This window comes from Cupriavidus sp. 05N39 (assembly GCF_056397325.1).
In genome coordinates this window covers 1-26,817 of record NZ_JBFTNE010000071.1, presented here as the reverse complement: position 1 = coordinate 26,817, position 26,817 = coordinate 1, and the positions used below count along the sequence as shown (strand labels likewise).

The 26,817-nt window shown below is 64.5% G+C and carries 23 protein-coding genes and 1 pseudogene; 8 read left to right on the top strand and 16 right to left on the bottom strand.

What is annotated here, in order from left to right:
- Nucleotides 1–13 precede the first annotated feature (13 nt).
- The 3 genes from pqqC to pqqA form a co-directional block, all read right to left on the bottom strand.
- The gene (pqqC, locus tag AC1DN0_RS28225) at nt 14–727 is read right to left on the bottom strand and encodes a pyrroloquinoline-quinone synthase PqqC (protein WP_477111571.1); all 714 of its coding nucleotides are present in this window, start codon (nt 725–727) and stop codon (nt 14–16) included.
- Nucleotides 724–1,638 (bottom strand): pyrroloquinoline quinone biosynthesis protein PqqB, encoded by a 915-nt coding sequence (gene pqqB, locus AC1DN0_RS28220; protein ID WP_441633538.1) that lies wholly within the window; start codon nt 1,636–1,638, stop codon nt 724–726. Before pqqB ends, pqqC begins: the two co-directional genes overlap by 4 nt.
- Nucleotides 1,639–1,716: 78 nt before the next feature.
- Complete coding sequence (pqqA, locus tag AC1DN0_RS28215; RefSeq protein ID WP_081862393.1) at nt 1,717–1,791, bottom strand: pyrroloquinoline quinone precursor peptide PqqA; 75 nt, start codon at nt 1,789–1,791, stop codon at nt 1,717–1,719.
- Nucleotides 1,792–2,108: 317 nt separating this feature from the next.
- Between pqqA and AC1DN0_RS28210 the strand changes: the two genes are divergently transcribed.
- Nucleotides 2,109–3,455 (top strand): DUF1214 domain-containing protein, encoded by a 1,347-nt coding sequence (locus AC1DN0_RS28210; RefSeq protein WP_477111570.1) that lies wholly within the window; start codon nt 2,109–2,111, stop codon nt 3,453–3,455.
- A 288-nt stretch (nt 3,456–3,743) separates the two neighbouring features.
- Here AC1DN0_RS28210 and AC1DN0_RS28205 read toward each other — a convergent pair whose 3' ends face one another.
- From AC1DN0_RS28205 to AC1DN0_RS28195, 3 genes are all read right to left on the bottom strand, one after another.
- Nucleotides 3,744–4,157: a DoxX family protein gene (locus AC1DN0_RS28205; protein ID WP_051649119.1), complete on the bottom strand. Its 414-nt coding sequence runs from the start codon at nt 4,155–4,157 to the stop codon at nt 3,744–3,746.
- An 89-nt stretch (nt 4,158–4,246) separates the two neighbouring features.
- Complete coding sequence (locus AC1DN0_RS28200; protein ID WP_477111569.1) at nt 4,247–5,839, bottom strand: zinc dependent phospholipase C family protein; 1,593 nt, start codon at nt 5,837–5,839, stop codon at nt 4,247–4,249.
- Nucleotides 5,840–6,052: 213 nt separating this feature from the next.
- Entirely contained in the window at nt 6,053–6,742 is a 690-nt protein-coding gene (locus AC1DN0_RS28195) for an HAD family hydrolase (RefSeq protein ID WP_441633532.1), read from the bottom strand.
- A 211-nt stretch (nt 6,743–6,953) separates the two neighbouring features.
- Here AC1DN0_RS28195 and AC1DN0_RS28190 point away from each other — a divergent pair, with 211 nt between their 5' ends.
- Nucleotides 6,954–9,329, top strand: coding sequence for a DNA polymerase II (locus tag AC1DN0_RS28190; RefSeq protein ID WP_477146175.1), 2,376 nt, complete (start codon nt 6,954–6,956; stop codon nt 9,327–9,329).
- Between the two features lie 3 nt (nt 9,330–9,332).
- Here the strand turns inward: AC1DN0_RS28190 and AC1DN0_RS28185 are convergent, their stop codons facing one another.
- The 3 genes and pseudogenes from AC1DN0_RS28185 to AC1DN0_RS28175 all read right to left on the bottom strand — a co-directional run.
- Nucleotides 9,333–10,754 (bottom strand): MATE family efflux transporter, encoded by a 1,422-nt coding sequence (locus AC1DN0_RS28185; RefSeq protein WP_477146174.1) that lies wholly within the window; start codon nt 10,752–10,754, stop codon nt 9,333–9,335.
- 138 nt (nt 10,755–10,892) lie between these two features.
- Nucleotides 10,893–11,411: a fimbrial protein gene (locus AC1DN0_RS28180; RefSeq protein ID WP_477111567.1), complete on the bottom strand. Its 519-nt coding sequence runs from the start codon at nt 11,409–11,411 to the stop codon at nt 10,893–10,895.
- Between the two features lie 543 nt (nt 11,412–11,954).
- Nucleotides 11,955–12,204: pseudogene (locus AC1DN0_RS28175) on the bottom strand (IS6 family transposase); the annotation flags it as partial.
- 391 nt (nt 12,205–12,595) lie between these two features.
- Between AC1DN0_RS28175 and AC1DN0_RS28170 the strand changes: the two are divergent.
- The 4 genes from AC1DN0_RS28170 (at nt 12,596) to AC1DN0_RS28155 (ending at nt 18,892) form a co-directional block, all read left to right on the top strand.
- Nucleotides 12,596–13,105: a sigma-70 family RNA polymerase sigma factor gene (locus AC1DN0_RS28170; protein ID WP_477146173.1), complete on the top strand. Its 510-nt coding sequence runs from the start codon at nt 12,596–12,598 to the stop codon at nt 13,103–13,105.
- Nucleotides 13,098–14,132 (top strand): FecR domain-containing protein, encoded by a 1,035-nt coding sequence (locus AC1DN0_RS28165; RefSeq protein ID WP_477146172.1) that lies wholly within the window; start codon nt 13,098–13,100, stop codon nt 14,130–14,132. Before AC1DN0_RS28170 ends, AC1DN0_RS28165 begins: the two co-directional genes overlap by 8 nt.
- 115 nt (nt 14,133–14,247) lie before the next feature.
- Complete coding sequence (locus AC1DN0_RS28160) at nt 14,248–16,476, top strand: TonB-dependent receptor (protein ID WP_477146171.1); 2,229 nt, start codon at nt 14,248–14,250, stop codon at nt 16,474–16,476.
- Nucleotides 16,463–18,892 carry a TonB-dependent siderophore receptor gene (locus AC1DN0_RS28155; RefSeq protein ID WP_477111565.1) on the top strand — a complete coding sequence of 810 codons (2,430 nt, stop codon included), beginning with the start codon at nt 16,463–16,465 and terminating at the stop codon, nt 18,890–18,892. The genes AC1DN0_RS28160 and AC1DN0_RS28155 overlap by 14 nt, the downstream gene beginning before the upstream one ends.
- Before the next feature lie 25 nt (nt 18,893–18,917).
- Here the strand turns inward: AC1DN0_RS28155 and bfr are convergent, their stop codons facing one another.
- From bfr to AC1DN0_RS28125, 6 genes are all read right to left on the bottom strand, one after another.
- Nucleotides 18,918–19,394 carry a bacterioferritin gene (gene bfr, locus AC1DN0_RS28150; protein ID WP_276288369.1) on the bottom strand — a complete coding sequence of 159 codons (477 nt, stop codon included), beginning with the start codon at nt 19,392–19,394 and terminating at the stop codon, nt 18,918–18,920.
- A 358-nt stretch (nt 19,395–19,752) separates the two neighbouring features.
- Nucleotides 19,753–20,100 carry a cupredoxin domain-containing protein gene (locus tag AC1DN0_RS28145; protein WP_477146170.1) on the bottom strand — a complete coding sequence of 116 codons (348 nt, stop codon included), beginning with the start codon at nt 20,098–20,100 and terminating at the stop codon, nt 19,753–19,755.
- Nucleotides 20,101–20,136: 36 nt separating this feature from the next.
- On the bottom strand, nt 20,137–21,081 hold the full coding sequence (locus AC1DN0_RS28140) for a metallophosphoesterase family protein (RefSeq protein ID WP_477111564.1): 945 nt from the start codon (nt 21,079–21,081) through the stop codon (nt 20,137–20,139).
- Between the two features lie 141 nt (nt 21,082–21,222).
- The gene (locus AC1DN0_RS28135; RefSeq protein ID WP_477111563.1) at nt 21,223–22,008 is read right to left on the bottom strand and encodes an anti-sigma factor family protein; all 786 of its coding nucleotides are present in this window, start codon (nt 22,006–22,008) and stop codon (nt 21,223–21,225) included.
- Nucleotides 22,008–22,547, bottom strand: coding sequence for a sigma-70 family RNA polymerase sigma factor (locus tag AC1DN0_RS28130; RefSeq protein WP_441633512.1), 540 nt, complete (start codon nt 22,545–22,547; stop codon nt 22,008–22,010). The genes AC1DN0_RS28135 and AC1DN0_RS28130 overlap by 1 nt, the downstream gene beginning before the upstream one ends.
- Nucleotides 22,548–23,127: 580 nt before the next feature.
- The gene (locus AC1DN0_RS28125) at nt 23,128–23,472 is read right to left on the bottom strand and encodes a DUF4148 domain-containing protein (RefSeq protein ID WP_441633510.1); all 345 of its coding nucleotides are present in this window, start codon (nt 23,470–23,472) and stop codon (nt 23,128–23,130) included.
- Between the two features lie 374 nt (nt 23,473–23,846).
- Between AC1DN0_RS28125 and AC1DN0_RS28120 the strand changes: the two genes are divergently transcribed.
- Nucleotides 23,847–24,065 (top strand): hypothetical protein, encoded by a 219-nt coding sequence (locus tag AC1DN0_RS28120; protein WP_045242673.1) that lies wholly within the window; start codon nt 23,847–23,849, stop codon nt 24,063–24,065.
- A gap of 275 nt (nt 24,066–24,340) precedes the next feature.
- Nucleotides 24,341–25,966 (top strand): adenylate/guanylate cyclase domain-containing protein, encoded by a 1,626-nt coding sequence (locus AC1DN0_RS28115; RefSeq protein WP_477146169.1) that lies wholly within the window; start codon nt 24,341–24,343, stop codon nt 25,964–25,966.
- Nucleotides 25,967–26,128: 162 nt separating this feature from the next.
- On the opposite strand, the gene AC1DN0_RS28110 is transcribed toward AC1DN0_RS28115, so the two are convergent.
- Nucleotides 26,129–26,817, bottom strand: a 689-nt coding sequence (locus AC1DN0_RS28110) for an SDR family NAD(P)-dependent oxidoreductase (RefSeq protein WP_477146168.1), incomplete at its 5' end; no start/stop codon positions are given.

Here is a 26,817-nt window from a genome sequence, read left to right as displayed (position 1 = left end):
GTGGCGGGGGCGTTCATACGGGATAGGCCTTTTCGATGGCATCCAGCATCGACCACAGGATGTCGAGCTTGAACTGCAGGATTTCCGTGGCGCGCTGCTGTTCGGCCGGTGTGCGGAAATAGTCCAGTGTGACCCGCAGGCCGTGATCGACATCGCGCTGCGCCAGCGGAATGCGCGTACGGAAATAGCTTAGCCCCTCGGCCTCGATCCAGGGGTAGTGGTGCGGCCAGCCGGCCAGCCGTTCCTTGTGGATGGCGGGCGCGAACATCTCGGTGAGCGAGGAGCACACGGCCTCCTGCCAGGGAGCGCGCCGGGCGAAGTTGACGTATGCATCCACCGCGAAGCGCACGCCGGGCAGCACCAGCCGTTGAGACCAGAGTGCCTCGCGCGTCAGCCCCACAGCCTCGCCGAGCCGGCTCCAGGCTTCGATGCCGCCGGGCTCGGTGGCGGTGCCGTCGTGGTCGAGGATGCGTATCACCCACTCTCGCCGCGTTTCGCGGTCGGGGCAGTTGGAGAGGATGGCGGCATCCTTGAGCGGGATATTGACCTGGTAGTAGAAGCGGTTGGCCACCCAGCCCTGGATCTGCTCGCGCGAGCATTGCCCGCTGGCCATGCGCCGGTTGAAGGGGTGATGGATGTGGTAGCGCGATTCGAGTCCGCGCAGCCGCGCTTCGAAGGCCGCGCGTTCCTCGGGGGAAACCGGTTGGGGGCGTGCTGCGGGCGTCACAGGGCGATCTCCATGCCGTCGTAGGCCACCTCGATCCCGTGCGCCGCCAGTTCGCGGCGCTCCGGGGAGTCGTCCACCAGGATCGGGTTGGTGTTGTTGATATGAATCAGGATCTTGCGCGCTGCCGGCGCTTCGTCCAGTGCCGCGATCATGCCGTGCGGGCCGGACTGCGCCAGGTGGCCCATGTCGCTGGCGAGCCTGGACGACAGGCCGAGCCGGCGCATTTCATCGTCGGTCCAGAAGGTGCCGTCGACCAGGATCACGTCGGCCCGGGCCAGTTCCGCGCGCACATGCGGTTCGACGCTGCCCAGTCCGGGGGCGTAGAACACGCGCTTGCCACCGGCGCTGACGATGCGCAGGCCGATATTGTCGCCACGCTGCGGCGCGGCGCGGTTGGGGGAGTAGGGCGGCGGCTTGCTGTCCAGCGCGATCGCATGCAAGGTCAGCCCTGCTAGCGGCGGCACGGTGAAGGCACTCGCGTCCAGCGGCAGCGGATGGGTTTCCAGGGTGCAGTAGTGGGACAGGATGCGGGACAGCGGGAAACCTTCGGACAGGTCCCGCAGCACAGGGGGCGTGGCGTAGACGGGCAGGGCGCTGCGGTGCTCRCGCAGCATCAGCAGGCCGGTGACGTGGTCGATCTGCGCGTCCATGAGCAATACGGCGGCGATGCCGGTGTCGCGCACCGCGCGGGCTGGCTGCAGGGCCGGGGTGGCGCGGATCTGGGCCAGGACGTCCGGCGAGGCGTTGACGAGGAGCCAGTGGATGCCATCTTCGGTCAGCGCAATGGAGGATTGCGTGCGGGCCGTGGCGGCGATGGTGCCGCGGCGCAGGCCGTCGCAGTTGCAACAGTTGCAGTTCCATTGTGGAAAGCCGCCGCCAGCGGCGGAACCTAGTACCCGAAGTGTCGTCATGGCCTGGTGCCTGTCCAGCCGGAGCCAAGGAAAAAGCCCGCTGGACAGCGGGCTTTCGCGGATTCCGCCGTCCGCCGGTCAGCGGTTGGCGATGTACATGGTGATTTCGAATCCGTACCGCATATCGATGTATGCGGGAGTGGTCCAGGTCATTGGCGGCTCCTTTCAGATCGGGGGTAGGCAAGTACAGCATAGTTCATGCAGAGGTAACGGCGGGACATCGGGCCGGATTTCGGTTAAGTGCGGCATCGCACTTTTGTGGCTGCTGCATCATGCAACCATGGCTTGCCCCGCCGGTCGGGCGGGACAGACGGCCTCGGCATCCAAGTTACGTAGATCGCTCGCGCAATATTTTTAATTCACTTTTACCCACCGGCCAGCGAAAGTGTACGGTGTGCAAATGGCACCCCTCAGGACACTTCAGACACTTCGGGCATTTCATCAGTCGCTTTTCTGGAGCGGAGTAAGTCATGGATCACTCATCTCGTCCCGTCGCCGCGGTTGTGCTGGCCGCCGCCATGCTGGCCGGCCTGTCTGGGTGCGGCAGTGCGCCGAAGGGTGAGCCAGCCGCGGGCATGGTGCCGGACCAGGACGTCAACGATGCCTACGTCTACCTGCTGGGCCGCCTGCTTGTCCTGCGCCAGGAGCAACTTGACTTCCAGAAAGACGGTTTCCAGTGGAACCAGATCCTGCACCGCGATGTGGGCGGCGTTTCCTGGGCCAATCCGAACCTGGATGTTGCCTACAGCGAGGCCTGGATCGCGGTGGACGAGAAGACTTGTGCGGTCGTCAACGTACCGCGCATCAAGGGGCGCTACTACACGGTCCAGTTCCTGAACGGGTGGGGGGAGACAGTCGCCAACATCAACGAACGCAACTATCCCGGCCATCCCGGCGGCAATTTTGCGATGTGCCTGAAAGGCGCCACCGCGCCACTGCCACCGGATGCGAAGCGCATCGACCTGCCGGGCAAGGCAACGCGCGTGCTGGCGAGAGTGGAGTTGGGCGCGGACAAGAAGCAAGCCATCGCCCTGCAGCGACAGATCACGATCCGGATGACCGGCACGCCGCAGATCGCCCCGATTCCCGCCACCCCGGTTTTCAGCAATGACACGCTGCCCGGTGTGGAAGCCTTCGACTCGGCCGCCATCGCGCTGGACAGCGAGCCGGACATCAATCCGGGCATGGGCGATGTCCGGGCCAAGGTACGCGCAGTGAGCGCCGCGGTGGCGGGCAACCCCGCCGAACGCGCGCGGGTGGACAAGGTCATCCGCGAGCAAACACTGCCGGGATTCCTCAAGTCGTTTTCCACTGCCGGCACCATCAAGAACGGCTGGAACCGGCCCAGCACGATTGGCAAGTACGGAGACGATTACCGGACCCGCACCCGTATCGATATGGCTGGCATCTGGGCCAACAGCACCGATGAGGTGGTGTACTTCAAGACAGATACCGACGGGACAGGCGCCCGGCTGGACGGCGGCAACGCGTACACCATCACCTTTGCCAAGGCCGACCTGCCCGCTGGCCACGTGAAGTACTTCTGGTCGGTGATCGCGGTGGATTCCAGGGACTTTCGCGTGATCCCGAATCCCAAGAACCGGTTCCTGATCAACAAGCAGTCCAGGCTGAGCTACGGGAAGGACGGTTCGCTGACGCTGTACTTCGCGCCGTCCAGGCCGGACGGCGTACCGGACGGCAACTGGCTGCCGACCCCCAGGGGACAGGGTTACAACCTGACGTTCCGCCTTTACGGGCCGGACCAGGCTATCCTGTCCGGCGAGTGGTTCCCGGCCCCGCTGGTCAGACGAAACTGAGCCGCCGCGAGGGGGAGGAGGCGCCTGATTCGCAGGAGCCCGGCCTTGCACCAGCCGCTTACGCGCACGAGGACGTCCATGATGCCGGCGCCGCCAGCGGTCGCTCGGCAACGGCTTTGCCCCCCGCGTTCAGCCGGGGCGGATGATCGACGAAGCCGCCATGGCGAAGGTACTGCACAAATTGCTGCCGGCGCTACTCAAGGTGTTTCGTGGTGGCAAGCCTTCAGGCGCGAGTGAAGCTGGCGATCAGGCCACTCTGCATGGCTCAGCCAACGCTCAGTCAACGGTTCATCTCTGCCTGCGTGATGATTCGATCGCGAATACAACCAGCATGCCACCCAGGATTGAGACGTTCTTCAGGATGTGGTTGAGCTGGTTTGCAACGTCTGAGGGATCGGCGCGCCAGAACCAATGGAAGATCAGGGTCGTGGGGACCAGGAACAGCGCAAGAACCAGTGCGCCCCATCGCGCGTTCCAGCCCGTGGCAAGGGTAAGGCCGGCGCCGACTTCGATCGCGATGGTTAGTATCAGCAGCAGGCCCGGCAGCGGCAGTTCGGCGCTGGCAATCCACGCGGAGTAGCCCGCGAAGCTGCCGATCTTCAATAACCCCGAAATCAGAAAGAGAGAGCCAAGAAGGGCGCGGCCGACAGCGTACAGTCGCGAAACGGTCGTGGGCGTGAGGGAAATTGTGGACGTGGCCATGATGATTCTCGGATATCGACAGAGGAAGAAACTTGAAATTCATCGAACGACTTCACTCGGCCAGCCTCGGCGGCAGGCGCTGATCGACATCAGCGGTACAGGCCCGTGGCGGGGTCCAGCGGCGAGTACTCCCGCGGGGCAAGGCGCAAGCGGTCGAGCGCCTCGTCCGGCTGCAACCTGGTGCGGCCATTGCGCGCCGCCGGGCAGGCCAGCATGAGCTCAATGGCGCGGGCCGGCGGCTCGGCGCCGAGCAGGCATTGCGCGTCCAGGCGAAAAGTGGTCTGGTGCCATCGGAAGTTCGCTGGCCGGCAGGAATTGGCCTGGACGGCGGAGGCCGGTGTCGTCTGTGCCGCCGTTGCCGCACGCGTTGCCGCGCTTGCCGGTGCTGCTGCGCCACCCGGCCGCGGCGGCAGCGTGAGATCCCACAGCCAGTACCGTTCGATCAACGCCAGCGCGGCCGACGGCGGGCGCGCGGCGCACGAAAGGGTCCGCATCGCCTCGCTGGCGGCGTGGCGCACGCAGACCCCGGCGGCCTGGTAGCCATGCCAGTCACGTAGCGCGCCGGTCACGATAGCCTCGGGATGCGCCGGATCGCAGCGGTCACCGGATGCTGCACCGAGGCGGCGATAGGCGACGTCCGCATGCGCGTACTGGCCTCCGACCGAGGGCAGGTTGGTATCGAGGTTGTAGTTGGCGAGCAGTCCCTTGCCCGCGTGGCGCAAGGCCACCGTGACCTTGTCGATCGAAGCCTCGTAAATCGTTTCCAGACCGGCGCGGTTGGCCAACTGGATGCCCTCGGCGGCCAGTTGGTCGGAGGCGGGGTCTTTCTGCGCGCCGGTGGGCTTGACGGTCTGCGCCATCTTCCTGCACGCGTCGAGCATCGCGCGCAGGTCGGCGGTCCGCGCGGGACCTTCGCCGTACGTCGCGTGGGCGGTCTGGCAGACGCTGTCGCTGACGTGGTACAGGAAGATCAGGATGGTGGCGTAGCCTGGCACCAGCGTCGCGCCCGCCTTGCCATAGGTCATCTCCGCGGCCACGGCCAGCACGTATCTCGCTCGCTCGACGAGGCGGCTCTCGCTGCCGCCAACAATAAAACCGGTAGCCACGCGGATGGTGCCGTAGCGAAGGTCGTAAACGGAAAAAGCCCCGAGTTCGAGCCGCTTGTGCATGGCAATGTCCATCTCGTAGGCGACGCGCGTCAATGCCTTGTCGTGGTTCTTGGCCGATAGCGTAGCCACGGCGACGTTGGTGCCCTCGTGATGTCCCACACGATCCGCCCAGTAGTGGGATCGCACCCCCGCGAGGAAGGCGATCATGGCCGGATCGCCACCGTACTTTTCACAAGTCGTCTTGACGACGTTGTCGATGTAGTTGCCGGTGCCGACGTAGTGCATCAGGTCGCTGAACTGTTCGGTGCCCTGGGTGATGTAGCCGATATCGCCGATGACAGCGCCCAGGCCCGCGGCGAGCGCGATTTCCTGCCGGGTCAGGTCCAGCGCGCCAGGCTTGAAGGTATGCTGACCGGATTGGCCGTCGCACAGGCCGGCGCTGAGCGACGGCCATGCCGCTTCCATGACTCGCCAGTGCCCCGTCCAGCCGTAGCCCCAGACCGGCTGGCACGTCGCAAAGCACAGCCAGACGATGGTCACGAGGCGACAGGCGTTGAGACGTGACGGGTGCATGACGGGCTCCTTGCGACACGCCGGCCGTGATCGGCCGCGATGCGGGCAGCATGGAAGGGCAACACCCGGCACTTATTTATAGGCGGCGGCAGACCTGCGCGCAATGCGCAAAAAAATGCCCATTTGCTGAAGCGCCCGGATCACGAGGCGGTGGTGGGCGTCGCGACCGATTGGCTCATTGCCGCACTGGCGCGGACGCTACACGCGCCACAGTCAGGCAACAACCAGCGGCCCGGCCTGCTCGGCAACGGGCCAGCCCCGTTCCTCCGCGATGGCCCGCAGGCGCGGGTCCGGCGCCACCACGACCGGATGGCTGACATGTTCCAGCAGCGGCAGGTCATTGAGCGAATCCGAATAGAACAGCGTGCGCTCGAATTCCTCCCAGCGCCGCCCGATCGCGGCGAGCCAGTCGGCCACCCGCCCCACCTTGCCGGCGCCGAAGCTCGGCACGCCGATCATCTCGCCGCTGAACCGGGCCAGCGGGCCGTCGCCGATGGTGGCCGCCTGCGAGGCCACCAGGTGCTCCACGCCGAAGCTGTCGGCAAAGCCGCGCGCGACGAAGTCGTTGGTGGCGGTCACGATGCAGCACAGGTCGCCCGCGGCGCGATGCTGGTCCACCAGTTCGCGTGCCGGCGCCGGGATGCGGTCGGCAATGCTGGCGATAAAGGCGCTGCGCCACGCTTCCAGATCGCCGCGGTCGTAGCGGGCCAGGAAGGACATGCAGAAGCGCTGGAAGGCGTGGATATCCAGTTTGCCGTCGACGTAGTCCTGGGCGAAGCGCTGGTTCTGCGGGGCGAATTCGGTTTCGTCCAGCACACCGAGTTGCATCAGGTAGCGCAGCCAGGTGGAGCCGCTGTCGAAGGGAATCAGGGTGTGGTCAAGGTCAAACAGTACGAGTTGCATGTGCGGTACGGGTAACGATGAAGTCGGGAATGGCAAAATCACGCACATGATACGGTGTCGGCGCGGGCGCGCGTGGAAGCTGCCGCAAGTGCGCTGCACCAAATCGTCCTGAATCCGGGGCTGTCAACTGACTCATCCTGACAATGCCGCCCGGCCTCCAACGACCAGTAAAATAGCCGCCCCAGGTTCGGCAGGTTCTCAAAGGCAGCAGGTGGCGCAACGACAACAGGGTTTTCTTCTGACTCGACACTGGCGCGATACGCCCGCCGGCACGGAGGTCGAGTTCTGGCTGGCAACCGATAGCGGCCCGCGGCATATCCGCCTGGCCCCGCAGCCTTCGGTGGCGTTCATCCCCGCCGAACACCGCCAGATGGCCGAAATCGTCTTGCATGGCGAGCGCCAGGCCGAACTGCGCGAACTGCCGCTGCGCGATTTCCACCGCCGCCCGGTACTGGGGCTGTATTGCCAGCAGCATCGCCAGCTGATCAAGCTGGAAAGGCAGCTGAAGGAGGCCGGCGTCAGCGTCTACGAGGCCGACATCCGTCCCCCGGAACGCTACCTGATGGAGCGGTTCATCACCGCGCCGGTATGGTTTGCCGGCGAATCCGGTGAGTCCGGAGAAAATGGCCCGTTGCTCAACAGCCAGATGAGGCCGGCGCCGGAATATCGGCCACGGCTGAAGCTGGTGTCGCTGGATATCGAAACCACCGCCCACGGCGATCTGTATTCCATCGCGCTCGAAGGCTGCGGCCAGCGCCAGGTGTATATGCTCGGGCCGCCGAACGGCGACGACAGCGGGCTCGACTTCGGCCTGGAGTACTGCGCCACCCGCGCGCTGATGCTGGAAAAGCTGAACCAATGGCTGGCGGTGCACGATCCCGATGCCATCATCGGCTGGAACGTGGTGCAGTTCGATTTGCGCGTCCTGCAAAAGCACGCGGACCGCTATCAGGTTCCGCTGGCGTTCGGCCGCGGCGGCAGCCTGCTCGAATGGCGCGAGCACGGGTTCAAGGAGAACCATTTCTTTGCCTCCGCCGCCGGCCGCCTGATTATCGACGGCATCGAGGCACTGCGGTCCGCCACCTGGAATTTCCCGTCCTTCAGCCTGGAGAACGTCGCCCAGACCTTGCTGGGCGAGGGGAAATCCATCGACAACCCGTATCAGCGGATGGCGGAAATCGACCGCCGCTTCGCCGAGGACAAGCCGGCACTGGCGCGCTACAACCTGAAGGACTGCGAGCTGGTGACGCGAATCTTCGCCAAGACCGAGTTGCTGACCTTCCTGCTGGAACGCGCCGCCGTCACGGGGCTGCCCGCGGATCGCAGCGGCGGCTCCGTCGCGGCCTTTACGCACCTGTATATGCCGCTGATGCACCGCCAGGGCTATGTGGCGCCGAACCTGGGCGAGGTGCCGGAGGGAGGGAGCCCCGGCGGCTTCGTCATGGATTCGCAACCCGGCCTGTACGACTCGGTGCTGGTGCTGGACTACAAGAGCCTGTACCCCTCGATCATCCGCACCTTCCTGATCGATCCGCTCGGGCTGGTGGAAGGGCTGGACGACCCATCGGACGCGAATTCGGTGCCGGGCTTCCGCGGCGCGCGCTTCTCGCGCACAAAGCACTGCCTGCCCGCCATCGTCAGCCAGATCTGGYAAGGCCGGGAGGCCGCGAAGCGCGAGCAGAACAAGCCGCTGTCGCAGGCGCTGAAGATCATCATGAATGCGTTCTACGGCGTGCTGGGATCGAGCGTCTGCCGCTTTTTCGACCCCCGCCTGGCGTCCTCCATCACCATGCGCGGGCACGAGATCATGCACCGGACGCGCGAACTGATCGAGGCCCAGGGCTACCAGGTCATCTACGGCGACACCGATTCCACTTTTGTCTGGCTGAAACAGCCGCACTCGGAAGAACAGGCCGCAAAGATCGGCCGCATGCTCGTCCAGCATGTGAACCAGTGGTGGCAGCAGCATCTGCGACAGCAGTTCGGACTGGAAAGCGCGCTGGAACTGGAGTTCGAGACCCATTACCGCCGCTTCCTGATGCCGACCGTGCGCGGCGCCGAGCAGGGCAGCAAGAAGCGCTACGCGGGGCTGGTCGCCAAGGCGGACGGTAGCGAGGAAATGGTCTACAAGGGCCTGGAGACGGTACGCACCGACTGGACGCCGCTGGCGCAGCAATTCCAGCAAGAGCTGTATCAGCGCATTTTCAAGAAGCAGCCGTACCGGGAGTACGTGCAGGACTACGTTGCCCGCACCTTGAACGGCGAGTTCGAAGCGTTGCTGGTGTACCGCAAGCGGCTGCGCCGGACCCTGGAAGACTACCAGCGCAACGTGCCGCCGCACGTCCGCGCGGCGCGCGTCGCCGATGCATTCAATCGCAAGGAAGGGCGGCCATTGCAGTACCAGAACGGCGGCTGGATCAGCTATGTGATGACCGTCGCGGGCCCGGAGCCGCTTGAGACGCGGCGCTCCGCGATCGATTATGAGCATTACCTGAGCCGGCAGCTGCAGCCGGTGGCCGATGCCATATTGCCTTTCCTGGGCGACGCGTTCGAGACCCTGGTGACGCGGCAAAGGGCGTTGTTCTGACGGTCAGCAACTGCCCAGACGGCTGGCCTCGATGCGCGGCAGCACCCGCGCCAGGGTGATCCCGCGCACTGCCATGAACAACAACAGCGCCGCCCACAATCCGTCATTCCCGAACGGCCCCGCCAGCGTCACCGCGGCCAGCATGAACGCCCCGAACGAGAGCGCCATCGAGTGCATCAGGTCGCGGGTGCAGGTCGCGCCAATAAAGACGCCATCCAGCAGGAAACCCCAGACCGAAACCAGCGGCAACGCGACCGCCCACGGCAGGAAGCGCACAGCGGCGTCGCGCACCGCCGGCTGGTCGGTCAGGCACGCGATGATCCATTCGCCGGCGCAGGCATAAACGAGCGAAAAACCCATCGCGCCGACCACCGCCCAGATCATCGTGACCCGGACCGCGCGCCGGAATGCGTGGCGGTCCCGCGTGCCGATGGCCGCTCCGACCAGCGCTTCTGCCGCATGCGCAAAGCCATCCAGCGCGTACGCCATGAAGGTCTGGAAGTTGAGCAGCAGCGCATTGGCCGCGAGGATGACGTCGCCTTGCCTGGCGCCGGCATGCGCGAACCAGCCAAAGCTGGCGATCAGGCACAGGGTCCGGATAAAGATGTCGCGATTGAGGTAGACCAGTTGCCGCAGCTCGTGCGCGTGGGCGATGGCCGCCCAGCGCAGCGGCGGCAGGCCGCGGGGACGCAGCCGCCACAGCAACGCGGCGCCCAGCACGAAGCCGCACGCGTCGGCGGTTGCGGTGGCGGCGCCGATTCCAGCGATGCCCCAGTCGAACACATRGACGAAGAGCAGCACCGCGGCGATGTTCACCGCATTGATGAACAGCTGGGTCAGCAAGGCGAGCCGCACGTGCTGGCAGCCAAGCAGGTAGCCCAGCACGACATAGTTGCACAATGCAAAAGGCGCGGCCCATATCCGCGCGTGGCTGTAGGCGCGCGCGTGGTGCTGGAGGGTATCGCTGCCGCCGATCAGTCCTAGCGCGGTCGTGATCAGCGGCATCCGCACCGCCAGGACGCCGGCGCCGATGACAGCCGCCAGCAGCAGCGCGCGTACCACCGTCGCGCGCAGCGCCGCGCCGTCCCGGGCGCCGAACGYCTGCGCGACGAGGCCCGTGGTGCCCATGCGCAGGAAGCCGAAACCCCAGAACACAAAGCTGAAGAACAACCCGCCCGCGGCGACTCCGCCCAGGTAGGCCGGGTCCGGCAGGTGGCCGGCAACGGCGCTGTCGACCGCGCCGAGGATGGGCTGCGTCAGGTTGGCGAGGATGATGGGGAATGCCAGTGACAGGACGCGGCGGTGCCAGCCGGAAACGGGGAGGGGCGGGGCCACGCCCGACGGGCTGTTGGCGGGACAGGAAGAGGGGCTATCGGCGTCTGGCACGGTGCGGGGCGGAAGCTGGATGCTTGGGGCGACCGCCATTATGGTCTATCCACTGCTATCCACTGTGCCGGCCGGGAACGTGGCTATTGCGGCCCGGGCGTTTCGCGACGTGGTGTCGTTTCGCCGCAGCCGCGTGGAGAAGGTCGACCCCGCCGATGCGGCGGGCCGTTTGCCCTGTTACTGATAGCTCATCGTGAAAGTCGCGCGACCATTTGCAGTTCCGGCTTTCACCGCGGGTGCGGTCTGGATGTACCGGGCTGTCAGCGGTACAGTGAATGTACCATTACCAGCTGAACCAGCCTTCCACTGATTCTTATTACCTGCGGCGCTGGAATCCGGGCCATATTTGATCACCGTGGTCCCATTTAAAACCTGAATGCCAACACCGGATGCAGTGGAGTCCTTGGTAAGGGACAGGGTATCTGAAACGTTACTCGGATCGGTCTGATCGGTCAGCGTTGTATAGATATTTGTCTTTGTGCCGGTATCTCCGCCAGAGCACTGCAGCACGATATCAAAAGACTGGTTTGGTGACGTCTTTCCGACTCCGCTAAAGACGTTTACATTCACGTCTCGAAGACGGACCGCAATCGATGGCGTCGATACCTTGCATGTCGGGATAGTTGGCTGTATTACGACGCTGCCCCCCCAAGAGTAGGTGGCATAATCACCGTCATAGTACCAGTGCGCAAACATTCCTGACAATATCCCGCCGCCGGTAATTGAGCCTGTCTAACGGACAACGTATGGTTTACCATTCCTCCCGACTCGATTACGCAGACGCCTGGGAAATATTGCGTCCAACACATTTGCTGGCCGATTACCGGGTCACTCATCTTGAAACGATATGAAATACCGGGTATGCCAGTCTCGTAAAGATTGTTGCCCAGATAGGGTTTTGATCCTGTGATGCCAAATCTAGTGAGCCCTTTCGGACACCAGCGGGCGCCATTAATTGAGCTGGTACTACGAAACTGCGTCTGAATACCTCTACTCCACAGTACCGTCCCGACCGGGACCGTTGGATCGAAAGCGATTGTCGACGGCGGTGCCATAAGCGTCGTGTAAGGACACGCTAGTTGGGCTTGCGCTATTGAAGGTATTGCATTCAACACAATGGCTATGCTAAAAAATGCAAAAATCCGGATCAGCTTTTTCATCATTCCAGCAAATAGGTAGGGTGCATGCACCGTGCGGCAGAGGCTTCACCGCCGGGATCTCGGTCTTTGCCGCCGGTTAGCTGTGGAGGTGGCCGGGCACGATTTTGCGCGGCCCTTCGGGACAAGAGGCAGGCACGCGCTTGAAAGGCCGCTTGGCTGCGGCCTTGACGCGACGCGATGGTTTCGTAGCTGACAACCACGCCGCGCTCTAGCAGCATCGCTTCGATATCGCGCAGGCTCGACGGAAAGCGGAAATGCCAACGCACTGCGCAACGGATAACCGCCGCGGGGAAGGGGCGACCGTGACAGAGCGATTTGGCTTTCTTCATCGCACCATCCTACTGGACCGCCTCGGTAACGTGGCTGTGCCCCCTCCTTTTTTGGATATTGCCCCCCCTTAAAAGGACCTGTTTGGCGATACCCCGCCAATGGCGGGCCAGGCGGCGATGCGTGCGGTCGGAATGATCTCGAAAGCACGCGTGAACGTGGGAGCCGGATGCGCGGCCTCTCCGCTATTGCGTCATCAACACCTCAACGTGACAGCGCCGCCGCCGTGCGCTTCGGCGCGGCGCCCGGCATGCTGGCCGGCCTTGCGCCGTCGTTCTTCCTCCTTCCCGGAAAGTTGTACCAGCGGACCCGCTTGTACTATAATGCGAACAATTCTCATTTAAGCCAATCGATGTTTGGCCGCGCCAGACCCGTCATCATCAGGAATGCAGCATGGCTGCCGCCGAATCCGCTCTCCAGCAGCACGTCAACACCCTCTACAGCGAGCACAACCGCTGGCTCCAGGGATGGCTGCGCCGCAAGCTGGGCAACGCCTGCGATGCGGCCGACCTGGCGCAGGACGTATTTCTCCGCCTGCTCCACCGGCAGCCCGCCGATATCCGGGAGCCGCGCACCTACCTGAGCACGATCGCGCGCGGGCTGGTCATCGAGCACTGGCGGCGCCGGGAGCTGGAGCTGGCCTGGCTGGAGACGCTGGCGCAGTTGCCGCCGGCCCACGCGCCGTCGCCCGAGAGCCGGATGGTCTTCCTGGAAACCCTGATCGCCATCGACCGCGTCCTGGATGCGCTCAAGCCGCAGGTGCGCGCGGCATTCCTGTGGGCCCAGCTGGAAGGGCTGACGTGCCGGCAGATCGCGGAGCGCCTCGGGGTGTCGCTGGCGACCGCCGAACGCYAYGTCGCGGCGGCGCTGCGGCAKTGCTACGCCTTACGCTTCGGTGACTGATCCCGCCAGCCCGGCGGGGAAATCGCCCGCGCCCGACCCCCCGATTCCCGCTCGCATCGTCGACCAGGCCATCACCTGGACGATCCAGCTCGACTTCGGCGAGCCCACCGCCAGCACGCGCGAGGCGTTTGCGCAGTGGCTCGCCGCGGACCCGCTGCACGCGCTTGCCTGGCAACGGGTGCAGGCGCTGCGGGACGATTTCTCCGGCATGCCGCCGGCGCTTGCCCTGGATACGCTGCAAAACGCCGGCGCGCGGCGCGGYGCCAGCGGGCTGAGGCGCCGGCAGGCGCTGAAGGTGCTGGCGCTGGCCGGTATCTCGGTGGTGGCCGTGCAGGGCGTGCGCGAACTGGCGCCATGGCAGCGCCTGCTTGCCGATGCGAGCACCGCGACCGGCGAACAGCGCACCGTGCGGCTGGACGATGGCAGCACCATCGTGCTCAACACCGATACCGCCATCAGTACCGGGCTGGGCGGCGAGCGCCGCCTGATCACATTGCGGCGCGGCGAGATCCTGGTCACCACGGGACATGACGATCGCTTTGCCGCCGCCAGCGGGGCGGCGCGGCCGTTCTGGGTGCAAACGCCGTTCGGCAGCCTGCGCGCGCTGGGCACCCGCTTCGTGGTCCGCATCGGGGACGGGCGCGCCCGGGTCAGCGTGCAGGAGGGCGCCGTCGCCTTGTATCCGTCGACGGGGGGAACCGGGGACGTGGCCCAGGCGGGTACGAGCTGGTGGCTGGCCAGTGGCGGCAGTGCGCCGGCACCGGCGCAGACCTTCGAGGCGGACGGCTGGGCCAGTGGCGTCATCGCCGGCAAGGACATGCGCCTGGCCGACGTGCTGGCCGAGCTTGCGCGTTATCGCATGGGCCGCATCGTCTGCGATCCGCGCGTGGCGGACCTGCGCATCTCCGGGGCCTATCACCTGCGCGACACCGATCAGACGCTGCGTTTCCTGGCGCAGTCGCAGCCGGTTGCCGTCGTCTACCGCACGCGCTTCTGGGTCACGGTGGGGCCCGCCGCAGGCAGCTAAGCGCCATGCCAGCCATGCAAGAAAAAGAATTCAGGAAAATTTGAGGGGATTTTGATTCTCGACCGGCCTACTGCGTAGGAACTTCAAACACCACGCTGCCGGAGAAGAGAATCAGATGTCTGCAACACGCCATGCCACTGCCACTGCCACCGTCATTGCCACAGCGCGCCCACCCCGGCTCAAGCCGTTCGCGGTCGCGCTGCACCACGCCTTCGTCTGCCTTGCGTTGGGCGCGAGCATGGCGCCGCTCGCAGTGAGGGCGCAATCGCAGGCTGCGGCCCAGGACACCACGGCCACGCTGCCGGCGGTGACCGTCACCGCCGCCACCGAAGCGCCGGGCGAGCTGCCGCCGGCCTATGCGGGCGGCCAGGTGGCGCGCGGCGGCCGCCTCGGGCTGCTGGGCAACAAAGGCGTGATGGACACGCCGTTCGCCGTCACCAACTACACCGCCCAGCGGATCGAGGACCAGCAGGCCGTCACGCTGGCCGAGGTACTGAACAGCGATCCTTCCGTCCGCTTTACCGGCCAGGTCGGCGGCGTGACCGACTCCTTCTTTATCCGCGGCTTTCCGATCAACGAGGGCAACCTGTCCGAGATCGCGTTCGACGGCGWCTATGGCGTTTCGCCGAACTACCACCTGTTCACCGAGTACCTGGAGCGGGTCGAGGTGCTGAAGGGGCCAGCCGCCTTGCTGTACGGCATGTCGCCCAACAGCGGCGTGGGCGGCGTGGTCAACGTCGTGCCCAAGCGGGCGCTGGCGCAGGACCTGACGCGCTTTACCCTCGACTACGCCTCCGATGCGCAGGTGGGCGGCGCGGTCGACCTGAGCCGCCGCTTCGGCAGCGAGCGGGAGTGGGGCATCCGTTTCAACGGCCTGCACCGCCAGGGACCGACCGCGCTCGACAACCAGAAGTCGCGCGCCGAAGTGGCGGCGTTGTCCCTGGACTATCACGGCGATCGCCTGCGCGCGTCGCTCGACGTGATCGAGCAATACCAGTGGGTCGATGCGCCGACGCGTCCCTTCCTGGTCGCGGCCGGCTTGCAGGTGCCATCCGCGCCGGACGGCCGGCGCAATGTCAGCCAGCCCTGGGGCTGGTGGAAGTCCAACGATGTCTCGACGCTGCTGCACGCGGAATACGATGTCACCGACAATGTGACCGTATTCGCCGATGCCGGCGGTACCCGCTCCGATGTGGCGCGCCTGTCCGACCAGACGCCGACCATTCTGAATCCGGCTGGCGCCACCTCGTCGGCCGTGCAGAACTGGAAGTTCCAGGTCAACCGGTCGAGCTTCGATACCGGCGTCAGGAGCAGGTTCGAGACCGGCCCCGTCAGGCACGCACTGGCGCTGCAGGCGAACCTGTATATGGACCGTATCGCCAATGCCAATGTCTCCGGCATGCCCGTCACGTCGAACATCTACGCGCCGATCGACCGCCCGGCGCAGGACATCGCCTCGCCGCAGCGGGTGCCCAAGGTCTCCGACTCCACGCTGTCGGGCCTGTCGCTGGCCGACACCCTGAGCGTGCTCGACGACCGCGTGCAGTTGACCCTTGGCTTGCGCTACCAGCAGGTCAGGTCGAACAACTACGCCGCCACCGGCGCAAAGACGTCCGCATACGACGAGAGCGCCGTCACGCCGCTGGCCGGCATCGTCTACAAGCCCTGGCAAAACGTGTCGCTGTATGCGAACTACGTCGAGGGGCTGAGCAAGGGCGACATCGCACCGGCCACGGCGTCGAACGCGGGGCAGGTCTTCGCGCCGTACAAGACCAAGCAGCAGGAGGTCGGCGTCAAGTACGACTCGGGCAAGGTGATGGCGACGCTGGCGGCGTTCCGCATGACCAAGCCGAGCGGCCAGCTGTTCGGCACGGTCTACGCCATCGATAGCGAGCAACGCAACCAGGGGCTGGAGCTGACGCTGTCGGGCCAGGCCTACAAGGGCGTGCGCCTGCTCGGCGGCGTGACCCTGCTCGACGGGGAACTGACCAGGACCAACAGCGCGGCCACGCGCGGCAACCGTCCGGTGGGCGTGCCTGCCGTGATGGCTAACCTGGGCACGGAATGGGACCTGCCGTGGGTGCCCGGCCTGACCCTGACGGGGGCGGTCAACTACACCGGCAGCGAATACGTCAACCAGGCGAACACGCAGCAGGTGCCGTCGTGGACCACGGTCGACCTGGGCGCGCGCTACAAGACATCGCTGTACGGCAAATCCACCACCTTCCGCGCGGGTTTGTTCAATGCCTTCAACCGCAAGTACTGGTCGGGGGTGGCGTCGTACGGCACGATTTCGCTGGGCGCGCCGCGTACCTTCATGGCGTCCATGAGTGTGGACTTCTAAGCCGTTGCGCGTCCGATACCGCGCGCTTGCCGGCGCTCTCGCCTGTTTTGCACTGTGGGTGGCCATGCCGTCGTCCACCGCGCGCGCGCAGGCGCCGGGCGCTGGCCAGGCGCGGTCCTTCGCCATCGCGCCCGGCCCGCTCCATGCGGTGCTCAACCGCTTCGCCAGTGCCGCCGGCATCGATCTTTCCTACGATGCCGCGCTGCTCGGCGCAGCCCGGAGCCCGGGATTGCAAGGCAGCCATACGGTGCCCGAGGGGCTGAAGACGCTGCTGGCGGGCACCGGGCTGGATGCGGTGGCGTTGCCGGGCGGCGGCTTCGCCGTGCGCAAGGCGCGGGAGGGCGCTCGCACCGAGGCCGTGCCGGTGCTGCCCGCCGTGACCATCACCAGTACGTCCCCAGCCGCGGGCGAATTGCCGCAGCCCTTCGCGGACGGGCAGCTCGCGCGCGGCGTCCGGCTGGGGATGCTCGGCAACACGGACATCATGGACGCGCCGTTCAGCGTCACCAGCTACACCGCCAGGGCGATCGAAGACCAGCAGGCGCGCACGGTAGGGGATGTGCTGGCCAACGATGCGTCGGTGCGCTTTGTCAGCCAGCCCGGCGGCATCCTGGATGCCTTCACGATCCGCGGCTTTCCCGTGGGCAACGGCAACTTCGGGGAAATCGCCTTCGACGGCCTGTATGGCGTCGCCTCCAACTACCGGGTGTCGACCGGCTATGTCGAGCGCGTCGAACTGATCAAGGGCCCGACCGCCATGCTGATCGGCATGGCGCCGAGCGGGAGCGTCGGCGGGGGCATCAACATCGTCCCCAAGCGGGCCACCGCGGAGGACCTGACGCAGGTCACGGCCGACTACGCCGCGGCGTCGCAGCTTGGCGGCAACGTTGACCTGAGCCGGCGGCTTGGCGCCGGGCGCCAGTTCGGCATYCGCCTTAACGGGAGCTATCGGGCGGGTGATACCAGCCTGGACAACCAGTCGCGCAATGCCGGGGCCGGCGCGCTGGCGCTGGATTACCAGGGCGAGCGCTTGCGCGCGACACTGGATTTCATCGGCCAGCGGGAGAGGATCAACGCGCCGTCGCGGCTCCTGCACATTGTCCCCGGCATCGCCGTACCCGGCGCACCGGATGGCCGGCGCAATATCACGCAGCCCTGGGAGCACTCCAGCATCCGCGACCAGTCGCTGCTGTTGCGGGCGGAGTACGACATCAGCGACAAGCTGGCCTGGTTCGTGGACGGTGGCGGTGGCCGCACCCGGGTTGCCAGGCTCTTTGCCATCACGCCCACCATTGTCAACGAGGCCGGCGATGTTGCCGTGTCGGACACGAACTACAAGTTCAACGTTGCCCGGGCCACGGCGGATACCGGCCTGCGGGCCCGCTTCGATACCGGGCCGGTCAGCCATCGCCTGAGCCTGGTCGTCAGCGGCTATCGGGACCAGCTTGAGCGAGGCTTCAATCATGCGTCCACGAGCGCGCTGACCAACCTTTACCATCCGCTATCCCTGCCCGCGCAGTACATCCTGGAGCCCGCCAGCGTACCGAAGGTGTCCGAGACGCGGCTGAACGGCGTGGCCGTGGCCGATACGCTGTCGCTGCTGGACAAGCGGTTGCAGGCGACGCTGGGCGTGCGTTACCAGCTGGTCAGGTCGGAGAATTTCGGCACGGCCGGCGCCGTCACGTCGCGCTATGACGAGGGGGCAGTGACACCGATGCTCGGCCTGGTGGTGAAGCCCTGGCAGCACGTCTCCCTGTACGCCAACCGCATCGAAGGACTGAGCAAGGGCGACACGGCGCCCTCCAGCGCCAGCAATGCGGGCGAGGTATTCGCGCCCTACAAGTCGACCCAGTATGAAGCCGGCGTCAAGCTGGAGCGGGGAGGCATGATCGCGACTGTCAGCGCGTTCCAGATCACCAAACCGGGTGGCCAGATGTCCGGCACGCTGTTCACCGCCAGCGGCGAGCAGCGCAACCGTGGGCTGGAATTCGGCCTGTACGGCGAGGCGGCGGCAGGGGTGCGGCTGCTCGTCAGCGCCGCCGTGCTCGACGCCAGGCTCACCCGGACCGGCAGCGCCGATACGGAGGGCAAGACCGCCGCCGGCGCGCCCCGGCTGCAAGCCAATCTTGGCGCCGAATGGGATGCCGCGTTCGCGCCGGGCCTGACGCTGAGCGGCAGCCTGGTCTACACCGGGCGCCAGTATGTGGACCAGGCCAATACGCAGCGCATTCCGCAGTGGACCCGCGTGGATCTCGGCGCGCGCTACCAGACCACGCTGGCTCGCCGGCAGACCACCTTGCGGCTTAATGTCCGCAACGTCTTCGACCAGCGCTACTGGGCCGCGGTCGATGCATTCGGCGGCGTGGCGATTGGCGAGCCGCGAACGCTGCTGTTGTCGGCGACGATGCGTTTCTGAGGCACGGCGCCGCCGGTTCCCGGAATCAGGCGGGGGACCCCATCGCGGATTGCAGATAGTTTTGCAGGCCGACCTTTGCCACCAGCTCGATTTGCGTCTGGAGCCAGTCAATGTGCTCTTCGGTGTCATCCAGAATCCCGACGACTATCTCGCGCGACACGTAATCGCCCACGGATTCGAAGTACTTGATGGCTTCCTTGCAGCTGGCTTGGGAAACAAGTTCCAGTTTCAGGTCGCAACCCAGCATTTCCTCGGTGTTCTCTCCCAGCAGCAGTTTGTCGAGATCCTGCAGGTTCGGCAGCCCGTCGAGCATCAGGATGCGTTCGATGAGCTTGTCGGCATGCTTCATCTCTTCGATCGACTCGGCGTACTCGTGCTTGCCCAGTGCGCTCAAGCCCCAGTGCCCGTACATGCGGGCGTGCAGGAAATACTGGTTAATCGCTGTCAATTCATGCTTGAGCTGGCCATTGAGAAGCTGAAGAACCTTCTTGTCGGTTTTCATGGTATTGATTCCCAATTACATTATTTATAAAACCAGTCATTGGATAAAAAATAATAATTTTATTGTTTGAAAAGGCAAGGAGTGAATTATGTATTTTTGTCTGCATTGTAATTGCTAATTGTTTTGATTTTCATTTGGCGGATGAGGGGGGGGAGCTTCGGGTGGCGTGTGCTGCATTTTCGGGCCCGGCTGGCGAGAGGCCGCGAGGGCAGGGTTTGTCTTTTGATAAGGATAGATGCCTTGCCAGCGGCTTGTTCGGGGCCGTAGTCGGATTGCTGCCAGTGACCGGCTTGCGGGGCAAGGCAGGCGCGCTGCATGGCCAGTAGCGGCTCGTGCGGTCTGGCCGTGCATGCCCGAGCTACTGGACGGTGATTGTCTCCTTCATATTCGGGTGTATGCCGCAGAAGATCTTGTAGACCCCCGGTTTGTCGAACCTGAACTTGAAGGTGTCGTTTTGATCGAGCGCCCCGGAGCGGAACAGGCCGGCGTCGTCGACAATCGTGTGCGGTTCGCCATCGAGATTTTTCCAGGTCACGGTCGAGYCGGCTTTGATCGTGAGCGACATCGGCGAGAACATGAAATTCTTCACAACGATGACATGGGTCTCCTGCGCTTGCGCGACGGAGAAGCCGGGAACCGATGCCGCCATGAGCATCCCGGCCCCGAGGGGGACGACGAGGGCGCGTCGAAGTAGAGTCGTTAGCATGATTTGGGTCCTGGTGGGTGAACAGTGCCTGGCAAGTCAGGCGAGCGTCGTGTCGGCAAGCGTCGCCTGGAACGGGTGGCGCATGATCTTGATGCTGGTCACGCCGAGCATCCTGGGAAGCTGATCGCCCGGGACTGTCAGCGGCATGGGTCCGGGGCCATTGCCGGCCGTCGGTTGCGGGTAGGCTGTCGAGCGCGCCGTGTGGAAGGTGATATTGCCTTCCACCTTTGAGACGATCTGGTGGATATGGCCGTTCAGGACAGTGACCGAACCGAAACGCTTCAGATAGCCCATCGCCTCGCCGGCATCGCCGGTGCCCCACCCCCACGGTTGATAGATCGTCCACATCGGCATGTGCGCGAAGACGACGATCGGCGTGCTGGACGAACGGCCCTTCAGGTCGGCTTGCAGCCAGGCGAGCTGGTCGTCGCCCAGTCCCCCCAAACCGTTCGGCTTGAAATGCATCACGTTGACCAGGCCGATAAAGTGGACGCCACTGTGGTCGAAGCTGTAGTAGCCCCTGTTGCCGGAGGCATGGCCGAAACGCTTGAAGTACTCTGTTCCGGGCCCATCGGTGACATCATGCTCGCCGGGCACGGTATGCAATTCGGTGATATTCAGCCCCGACATCAATTGGGCCGCGTGGTCGAATTCCTCGGCCTTGGAAAGATGCGTAATGTCGCCCGTGTGAATCGTCAGCGCAGGCTTGACCGGCATGGCATTGACGAAGTCAATCGTCTGCCTGAGCGTACCAGCGACGTCGGGATTGGCTTCCTTGTTGAAGCCGATATGCGTGTCGCTGATCTGCAGGAAAAGAGGGATGCCCGCGGCAGCCGGCTGACCCTTCCCCGAGGCGGAAAGGGCCAGTTCCACCGGCGCGAGAACGCCGCCGGCCAGGACAAAGACGGTGCCCGCGCCACCGAAAGCGAGACACTTCAACGCGCCGCGGCGCGACGGATTGGATGGATGATCTGACGACATATTGCCCTCACGAGACAGGTTCGAGAGGCAGACCGCCGGACCATCCGACGGCCCCCCCCCGATTGGGTTCATGAGGAAGACCGCCGGGCCATCCGTTTTATTCCGCCGTTTTGTTCCACCGTGAGCACCGCGCCGCGCAGGCTAGGAAGCCGGATGCGCGCGCAGGTCCGTGATGAAGTCGTTCAGTTCCGCTTCGCCGGCATCGGTGATCGCCCAGTAATTCATGCCCGCGGCACTCCAGTGGGCGAGGTGATAGCCCTGCTGCGCATAGATGCGAGGCGTGGCGCCCGCGTCGTTGCCCGGCCACACATAGAGATTGATCGGGTGCAGCTTGTAGTGATAGACCATCACGGCGACCGCCCGCCCGTTCAGGTAATCCAGCCGCCCGCCGACCAGCGGATACCCCTGCTGCACAAGATCGACCACAGGTGGCGCAAAGTCCAGCTTGCCGTCAAACCACGGCTTGACCGTATGCCGGTCGGTTGAAATCACATCGGAGAGGTGATTGACCTGCAACGAGCGAATATGGTTATCCACGAGTTCCTGGGTCAGGCGCGTCTCGCTCGATGGCACCGAGAGGTACAGCCCCACGCTCCAGGTCAACGCGACCACACTCATCAGCATCGCGCCAGCCGGCGCCCAGGCCAGCGACCCGCCGCCGCTCCACCGGCCGAATCGCTCACCCAGCCGCTGCCAGAGCGTGCGGCGCGCCGGCAGCGCAGCCTTGATGCGTTTCACCAGTTCCCGCGGCGCCTCTACACGCAAATCCGCCTGCCGCAGCTGCGCACTCACCTGGCGGTGTTGTGCATAGACCTGCTGGCACTGTTCGCAGTCAGCAAGATGGCGCTCGAATTCGAGCGCTTCGGACAGGCTCAACTCCTGGTCGAGATAGCCCGGCAGTAATTCAAATGCCTGTTTGTGATCCATCACGCCTCCTGATCCGTCGGGGCGAGCAGCGCCGCGAGTTGCTGGCGGCCTCGGCCCAGGCGAGACATCACCGTGCCTATCGGGATGCCCACGATGGTGGCGATTTCCTTGTACGACAAGTCTTCCAGTTCCCGCAACACGACAACTTCCCGGTATTCCAGCCGTAAGCCCTGCAACGCCTTATGCACCCGCTTCTGGCTCTGGCTGCGTATGAGCATCGCTTCGGGACTGACGTCATGGTCAGCGGCACTCATCTCAAGGCTGTGCATGTCTTCCTCGAACATCATGGTTTCCGCTGCATGCCCCCGGTTCTGCTGATGCCAGGTGTAGAAGGTGTTGCGCACAATGCTCAATAGCCATGCACGGGCATCCTCGCCGCGGAATCCGCCAAAAAACCGGAACGCGCGCAGGTACGCCTCCTGCACCACGTCCTGGGCATCCTGGTCGTTATGCGTCAGCCATCGCGCGACATTGAAAGCCGAGTTCATATGAGGCAATACAAGCGTCTCGAAGCGCTGCGCGGTGTCTGGATCGGCCATTGTGAAGTTTCTGCTGTAACCGCAATCCGTGACCGGCAGTGAGTTAACAACAGGACCGCCGGCATGCCATTTTTATTCCCGGAACCGCCGCCTGAATCGGATCCCGTGTTGATTCGGCATAGGAAGTGCCGGTCGTGTGATCGGTACGCCTCCTATGTCCGTCTTCTTCCCGGGCAGCCAGTTCCGCACCACCGACGATCCGCGCGCGCGTCGCAAGCGGATGACTGCGTGCAGAAGCGGGAATATCCGGCGACGGAACGGCGTCTACTCATTGTTGTGTATCAAAGGGAAGGAAAGTGCAACCTATCCGCCATGCGATAGCGACCCGGCTCGCCGCCTCTCTCTATGGCTTCGAACCGAACGATGAACGTATCGTGATCCTGCTGATCGCCAGCGGCACGCAAGGCTTGCAGGTTGCATTGCTCGCCCCGGGCGTAATGATGCCAACGGCATTCCAAAACTTGAACTGGTCTCGATTCATGATCCCATCCGATCAGGATTGGTAYGAAACAAAAAGTCGTTCAATTTCCCTGCCAGCCGTATCCTCTTTCGAGAAGCCGTGTGCGACCTGCGCCCGCAATCAAGGGGTGGGCCTCGTCTGCGCGGTCTGGTTTTCACCGGTCTGTGCTGCCTGGTTTCCACTCATCAGCGCACTCCTCTGCGCTTGATGTTTGGCTTCCAGTCTTTGTTCCGCCGCTTGAATGTCGGCGGGGTAGTTACTATCCCCGCCTTGGGAAGGGTTGTAACCGACCGACTCCAATTCCTCGAGTTCATGCCGCACTTCCGCACGAGTGACTTGATGCGTGCCGGGTTCGGGCGACGTTTGCGCGTATACACAAGCTGAGGTTGCCATCAACGCAGCGCTCACGATGAGCGAACCGCGCATGGGCAGGAAAAAAAGCCGATTCAGCGAATTCGATTTCATGTCAATACTCCTTGGTTGTTCGAGCGAGGGATGCCGCAGTCGATTCGACTGCGCAGCATGACGCTCTGCATGGGTTAACCGCGGAGCCAGTCTCCTTATTCCCCAATTTCTTTCGCGGAAAAAACGCATCCGTGGCATCAGCGATAAGAGGACACAGGAGCACGAACCGGGGCACGGGAATTTCCCTTGGCCGGCAGCCGCGTCAACAACTGGAGCGGGAATAAAACGGGTGGCTGCGCGGTTCTACAAATGCACGGCGAACGAGTTCTCGGGATGGATCAATATCCCGGAAACCGGAAGCGAGTTGCGTGCCCGGGCGTAGCCTTCACGGCGATGCGCTTTGGAAGCTATCCCTACTGTAATTGGAGATCGTCATGAAAATCCTGATTTCGGCCGCTGTCGCGGCATTGGCTTCGTTCGCAGCGCTGGCCCAGTCACCCAGCATCCCCGCAACCTCTGACAGCAACACCCATATCGCCGGGCCGCGCGATCCCTACACGGATGGCGCGAAAGCAGGCAGGTACGACGTCTATTCCGACGGCGCAAGAATCACGGATCGGCGCGATCCGTTCACCGACGGCGCGCACGGCTAAGACGCTGCCAGAACCGCAGGCGGCATGAATGAAAAGAGAAAGGGCGGGGCTGCGGCCCGCCCTTGTCGCGCCAGAGCCCGGAAATTGCCAAGGCCCTCAGGCGCCTGCACTACCCATTGGAAGTGATGCTAACCTAGCGTGCGCTCGGCAGTGTCAGCGCTTGGTGGCAAGCGCCGCCGCATCGGGATGCGTGGAGGTAGAGCATGTCACACTTTCCCTATCTTCAAAGGTTGCGGCCGGCGGGTGTGCGGTCGGTCCGCCTGACCACCGGACTGGTGCTGTTTACCTACGTGGGTACGCATCTCCTGAATCACTCGCTGGGGAATATCTCGCTCGCCTGGCTGGAGCGTGGCCTGCTTGTGCAGAAGTTCATCTGGCAGGGATGGCTTGGAACGGCAGTGCTGTACAGCGCGCTGGTGACGCATTTCTTCCTGGGTTTGTGGGCGCTGTACGAACGGCGCTCGTTGCATTGGACGCCGGGCGAGGTGGCGCAGCTCGTCCTCGGCTTGTGCATACCGCCGCTGCTGGCCAACCATGTCGCGAATACGCGGATCGCCTTTGCCGCGTTTGACCTGAACAAGGGTTATGCGCAGTTGCTGTACTCGTTCTGGATCGCTTCACCGTTCTTCGGCCGTGTGCAGCTGATGCTCCTGGTGGTTGCCTGGCTGCATGGGTGTTACGGCCTCTGGTTCTGGTTGCGCTTGAAACCATGGTTTGGTGCGTGGCGAAGCGTGCTGCTGAGCGTTGCCGTGCTGCTTCCGGTGCTTGCGCTGCTAGGCTTCTTGCAAGGCGGACGGGAAGTGATCGCGCTCGCGCAGGATCCCGTCTGGCGCGCCGCGGCGACCCGCCCGGCGATCATCGGAACGGATTTGCAAAATCTCTGGCTCGCCGAGCTGCGCAACGATTTCTTGCTCTTCGATGGGGGTGCGCTGCTGCTGGTGCTCTCAGYGCGGCTGGTGCGCATGGTGCGGGAGCGCAAGGTCGGGCGGCTCTGCATCATGTATCCGGACGGGCGAAAGGTATTCGCGCCGCTTGGATTCTCGGTGCTGGAGGCGAGCCGCATGGCCGGCGTTCCCCATGCCAGCACCTGCGGTGGCCGCGCCCGATGTACGTTGTGCCGGGTGCGCGTGCTCAGCGCTGTGCCGCTGCCCGCGCCGGCCGAGGCGGAGCGGCGTGTTCTGGAGCGGCTGGGAGCGGATTCGCAGACAGTGCGCCTCGCCTGCCAGTTGCGGCCGACCCATGCGCTCTCCGTGTGGCCACTGGTGCCTCCGGCCGCCTCCACGGCCTTCCTGCAGCGGCGCCAGCGGGACGTCATGCCGCAAGAGCGATTCGCGGCGTTCATGTTCGTGGATATGCGGGATTCCACAAAGCTTGCGGCGGCACAACTGCCGTTCGACAGCATCTTCATGGTCAGCCGCTTCCTGAGTGCGGTCTGCGCCGCGGTGGTCCAGGCGGGCGGTCTGCCAAACCAGTTCCTGGGAGACGCGGTGCTCGCGATCTTTGGCTTGCACAGCGAGCCGGCCGTGGCCTGTCGTCAGGCGCTCAGCGCGGTGCCGCTGGTCGCAGCCAATATTGACGAACTCAACGCCGCTCTCAAGCAGGAGTTGCAGACGCCAATCCGCTTTGGCATTGGATTGCATTGCGGCCGGGCCGTCATGGGCGAGATTGGTTTCCGCGAGCATGTCACGTTCACGGCGATTGGCGACCCGTTAAACGTGGCCTCGAGACTTGAACAGTTGACAAAAGAGATCGCTTGCGAGGCGATCGTCTCGGAACAGGTCTTCCAGCACGCCGGCGTTTCGGCCGCAGGCTTGCCGCAGCTTGCCGCACGCCTGCGAGGCCGCGATGAGCCGGTGCCCGTCCGCGTGCTGTCCAAGGCGGCGGAGATGCCCCGGGCCTGACAATGCCTTCCACGCCACGCCCGCTGCGGCGGTGCTGGAACTAGCTCAGCGACGAATCGACCCACACTAAAGCCGGATGAACCCGTAGCGTGGCTGGCGCCGGCCCGAGGGCGATGCAAGGCCGGTCATCGCATCACGCCCGATGACCGGCCGGCTTCCCACTTACTGCACGTTACCTGCCACGGCGATGGTCTGGCCGGTGATGTAGTTCGAGTCCGGCGAGCAGAACAGGTACACGCCGCCAGCGGCTTCCTCCGGGGTGCCCCCACGGCCGAGCGGGTTGCGCTGGGCGTGCGCCTTCAGCAGTTCCGGATTCAGGCCGACGCGGATGTCGCGGCCCTCGATATTCACAGTCGCGCCGGCCTTGGCGTCGGCCGACGTCATGCGGGTGTGGATCAGGCCGAATGCCACGGCGTTCACATTGACATTGAAACGGCCCCATTCGCGGGCGAGCGCGCGGGTCATGCCGATCACGCCGGACTTGGCGCCGGAGTAGTTCAGCTGGCCGGCATTGCCGTTCAGGGCCGAGGTCGACGAGATGTTGACGATCTTGCGGTACACCTCGCGGCCGGCTTCCTTGTCGGCGGCGTGCAGTGCCTTGATGTGCGGATAGGCGGCGCGGATGATGCGGAAGGGCGCGGTCATGTGGCAGTCCAGGATGGCGTACCACTGCTCGTCGCTCATTTTCTGCACCACGTCGTCCCAGGTGAAGCCGGCGTTGTTGACGAGGATGTCGATGCTCTTGAAGTGGCTCATCGCCGTGTTGATGAAGCGATCGGCGAAGTCCGGCGCGGACACGTTGCCCACGCAGGCCACGGCCTCGACGCCCATCGCCTTCAGTTCTTCCACGG

Coding starts and splice junctions, on each gene's coding strand:
- AC1DN0_RS28130 (WP_441633512.1), bottom strand. CDS start 22,547: ATGGCCGATCCAGACACCGCGCAGCGCTTCGAGACGCTTGTATTGCCT.
- AC1DN0_RS28180 (WP_477111567.1), bottom strand. CDS start 11,411: ATGTTTGCGCACTGGTACTATGACGGTGATTATGCCACCTACTCTTGG.
- AC1DN0_RS28210 (WP_477111570.1), top strand. CDS start 2,109: ATGGATCACTCATCTCGTCCCGTCGCCGCGGTTGTGCTGGCCGCCGCC.
- AC1DN0_RS28140 (WP_477111564.1), bottom strand. CDS start 21,081: ATGTCGTCAGATCATCCATCCAATCCGTCGCGCCGCGGCGCGTTGAAG.
- AC1DN0_RS28135 (WP_477111563.1), bottom strand. CDS start 22,008: ATGGATCACAAACAGGCATTTGAATTACTGCCGGGCTATCTCGACCAG.
- AC1DN0_RS28120 (WP_045242673.1), top strand. CDS start 23,847: ATGAAAATCCTGATTTCGGCCGCTGTCGCGGCATTGGCTTCGTTCGCA.
- AC1DN0_RS28200 (WP_477111569.1), bottom strand. CDS start 5,839: ATGCACCCGTCACGTCTCAACGCCTGTCGCCTCGTGACCATCGTCTGG.
- AC1DN0_RS28205 (WP_051649119.1), bottom strand. CDS start 4,157: ATGGCCACGTCCACAATTTCCCTCACGCCCACGACCGTTTCGCGACTG.
- AC1DN0_RS28125 (WP_441633510.1), bottom strand. CDS start 23,472: ATGAAATCGAATTCGCTGAATCGGCTTTTTTTCCTGCCCATGCGCGGT.
- bfr (WP_276288369.1), bottom strand. CDS start 19,394: ATGAAAACCGACAAGAAGGTTCTTCAGCTTCTCAATGGCCAGCTCAAG.
- AC1DN0_RS28195 (WP_441633532.1), bottom strand. CDS start 6,742: ATGCAACTCGTACTGTTTGACCTTGACCACACCCTGATTCCCTTCGAC.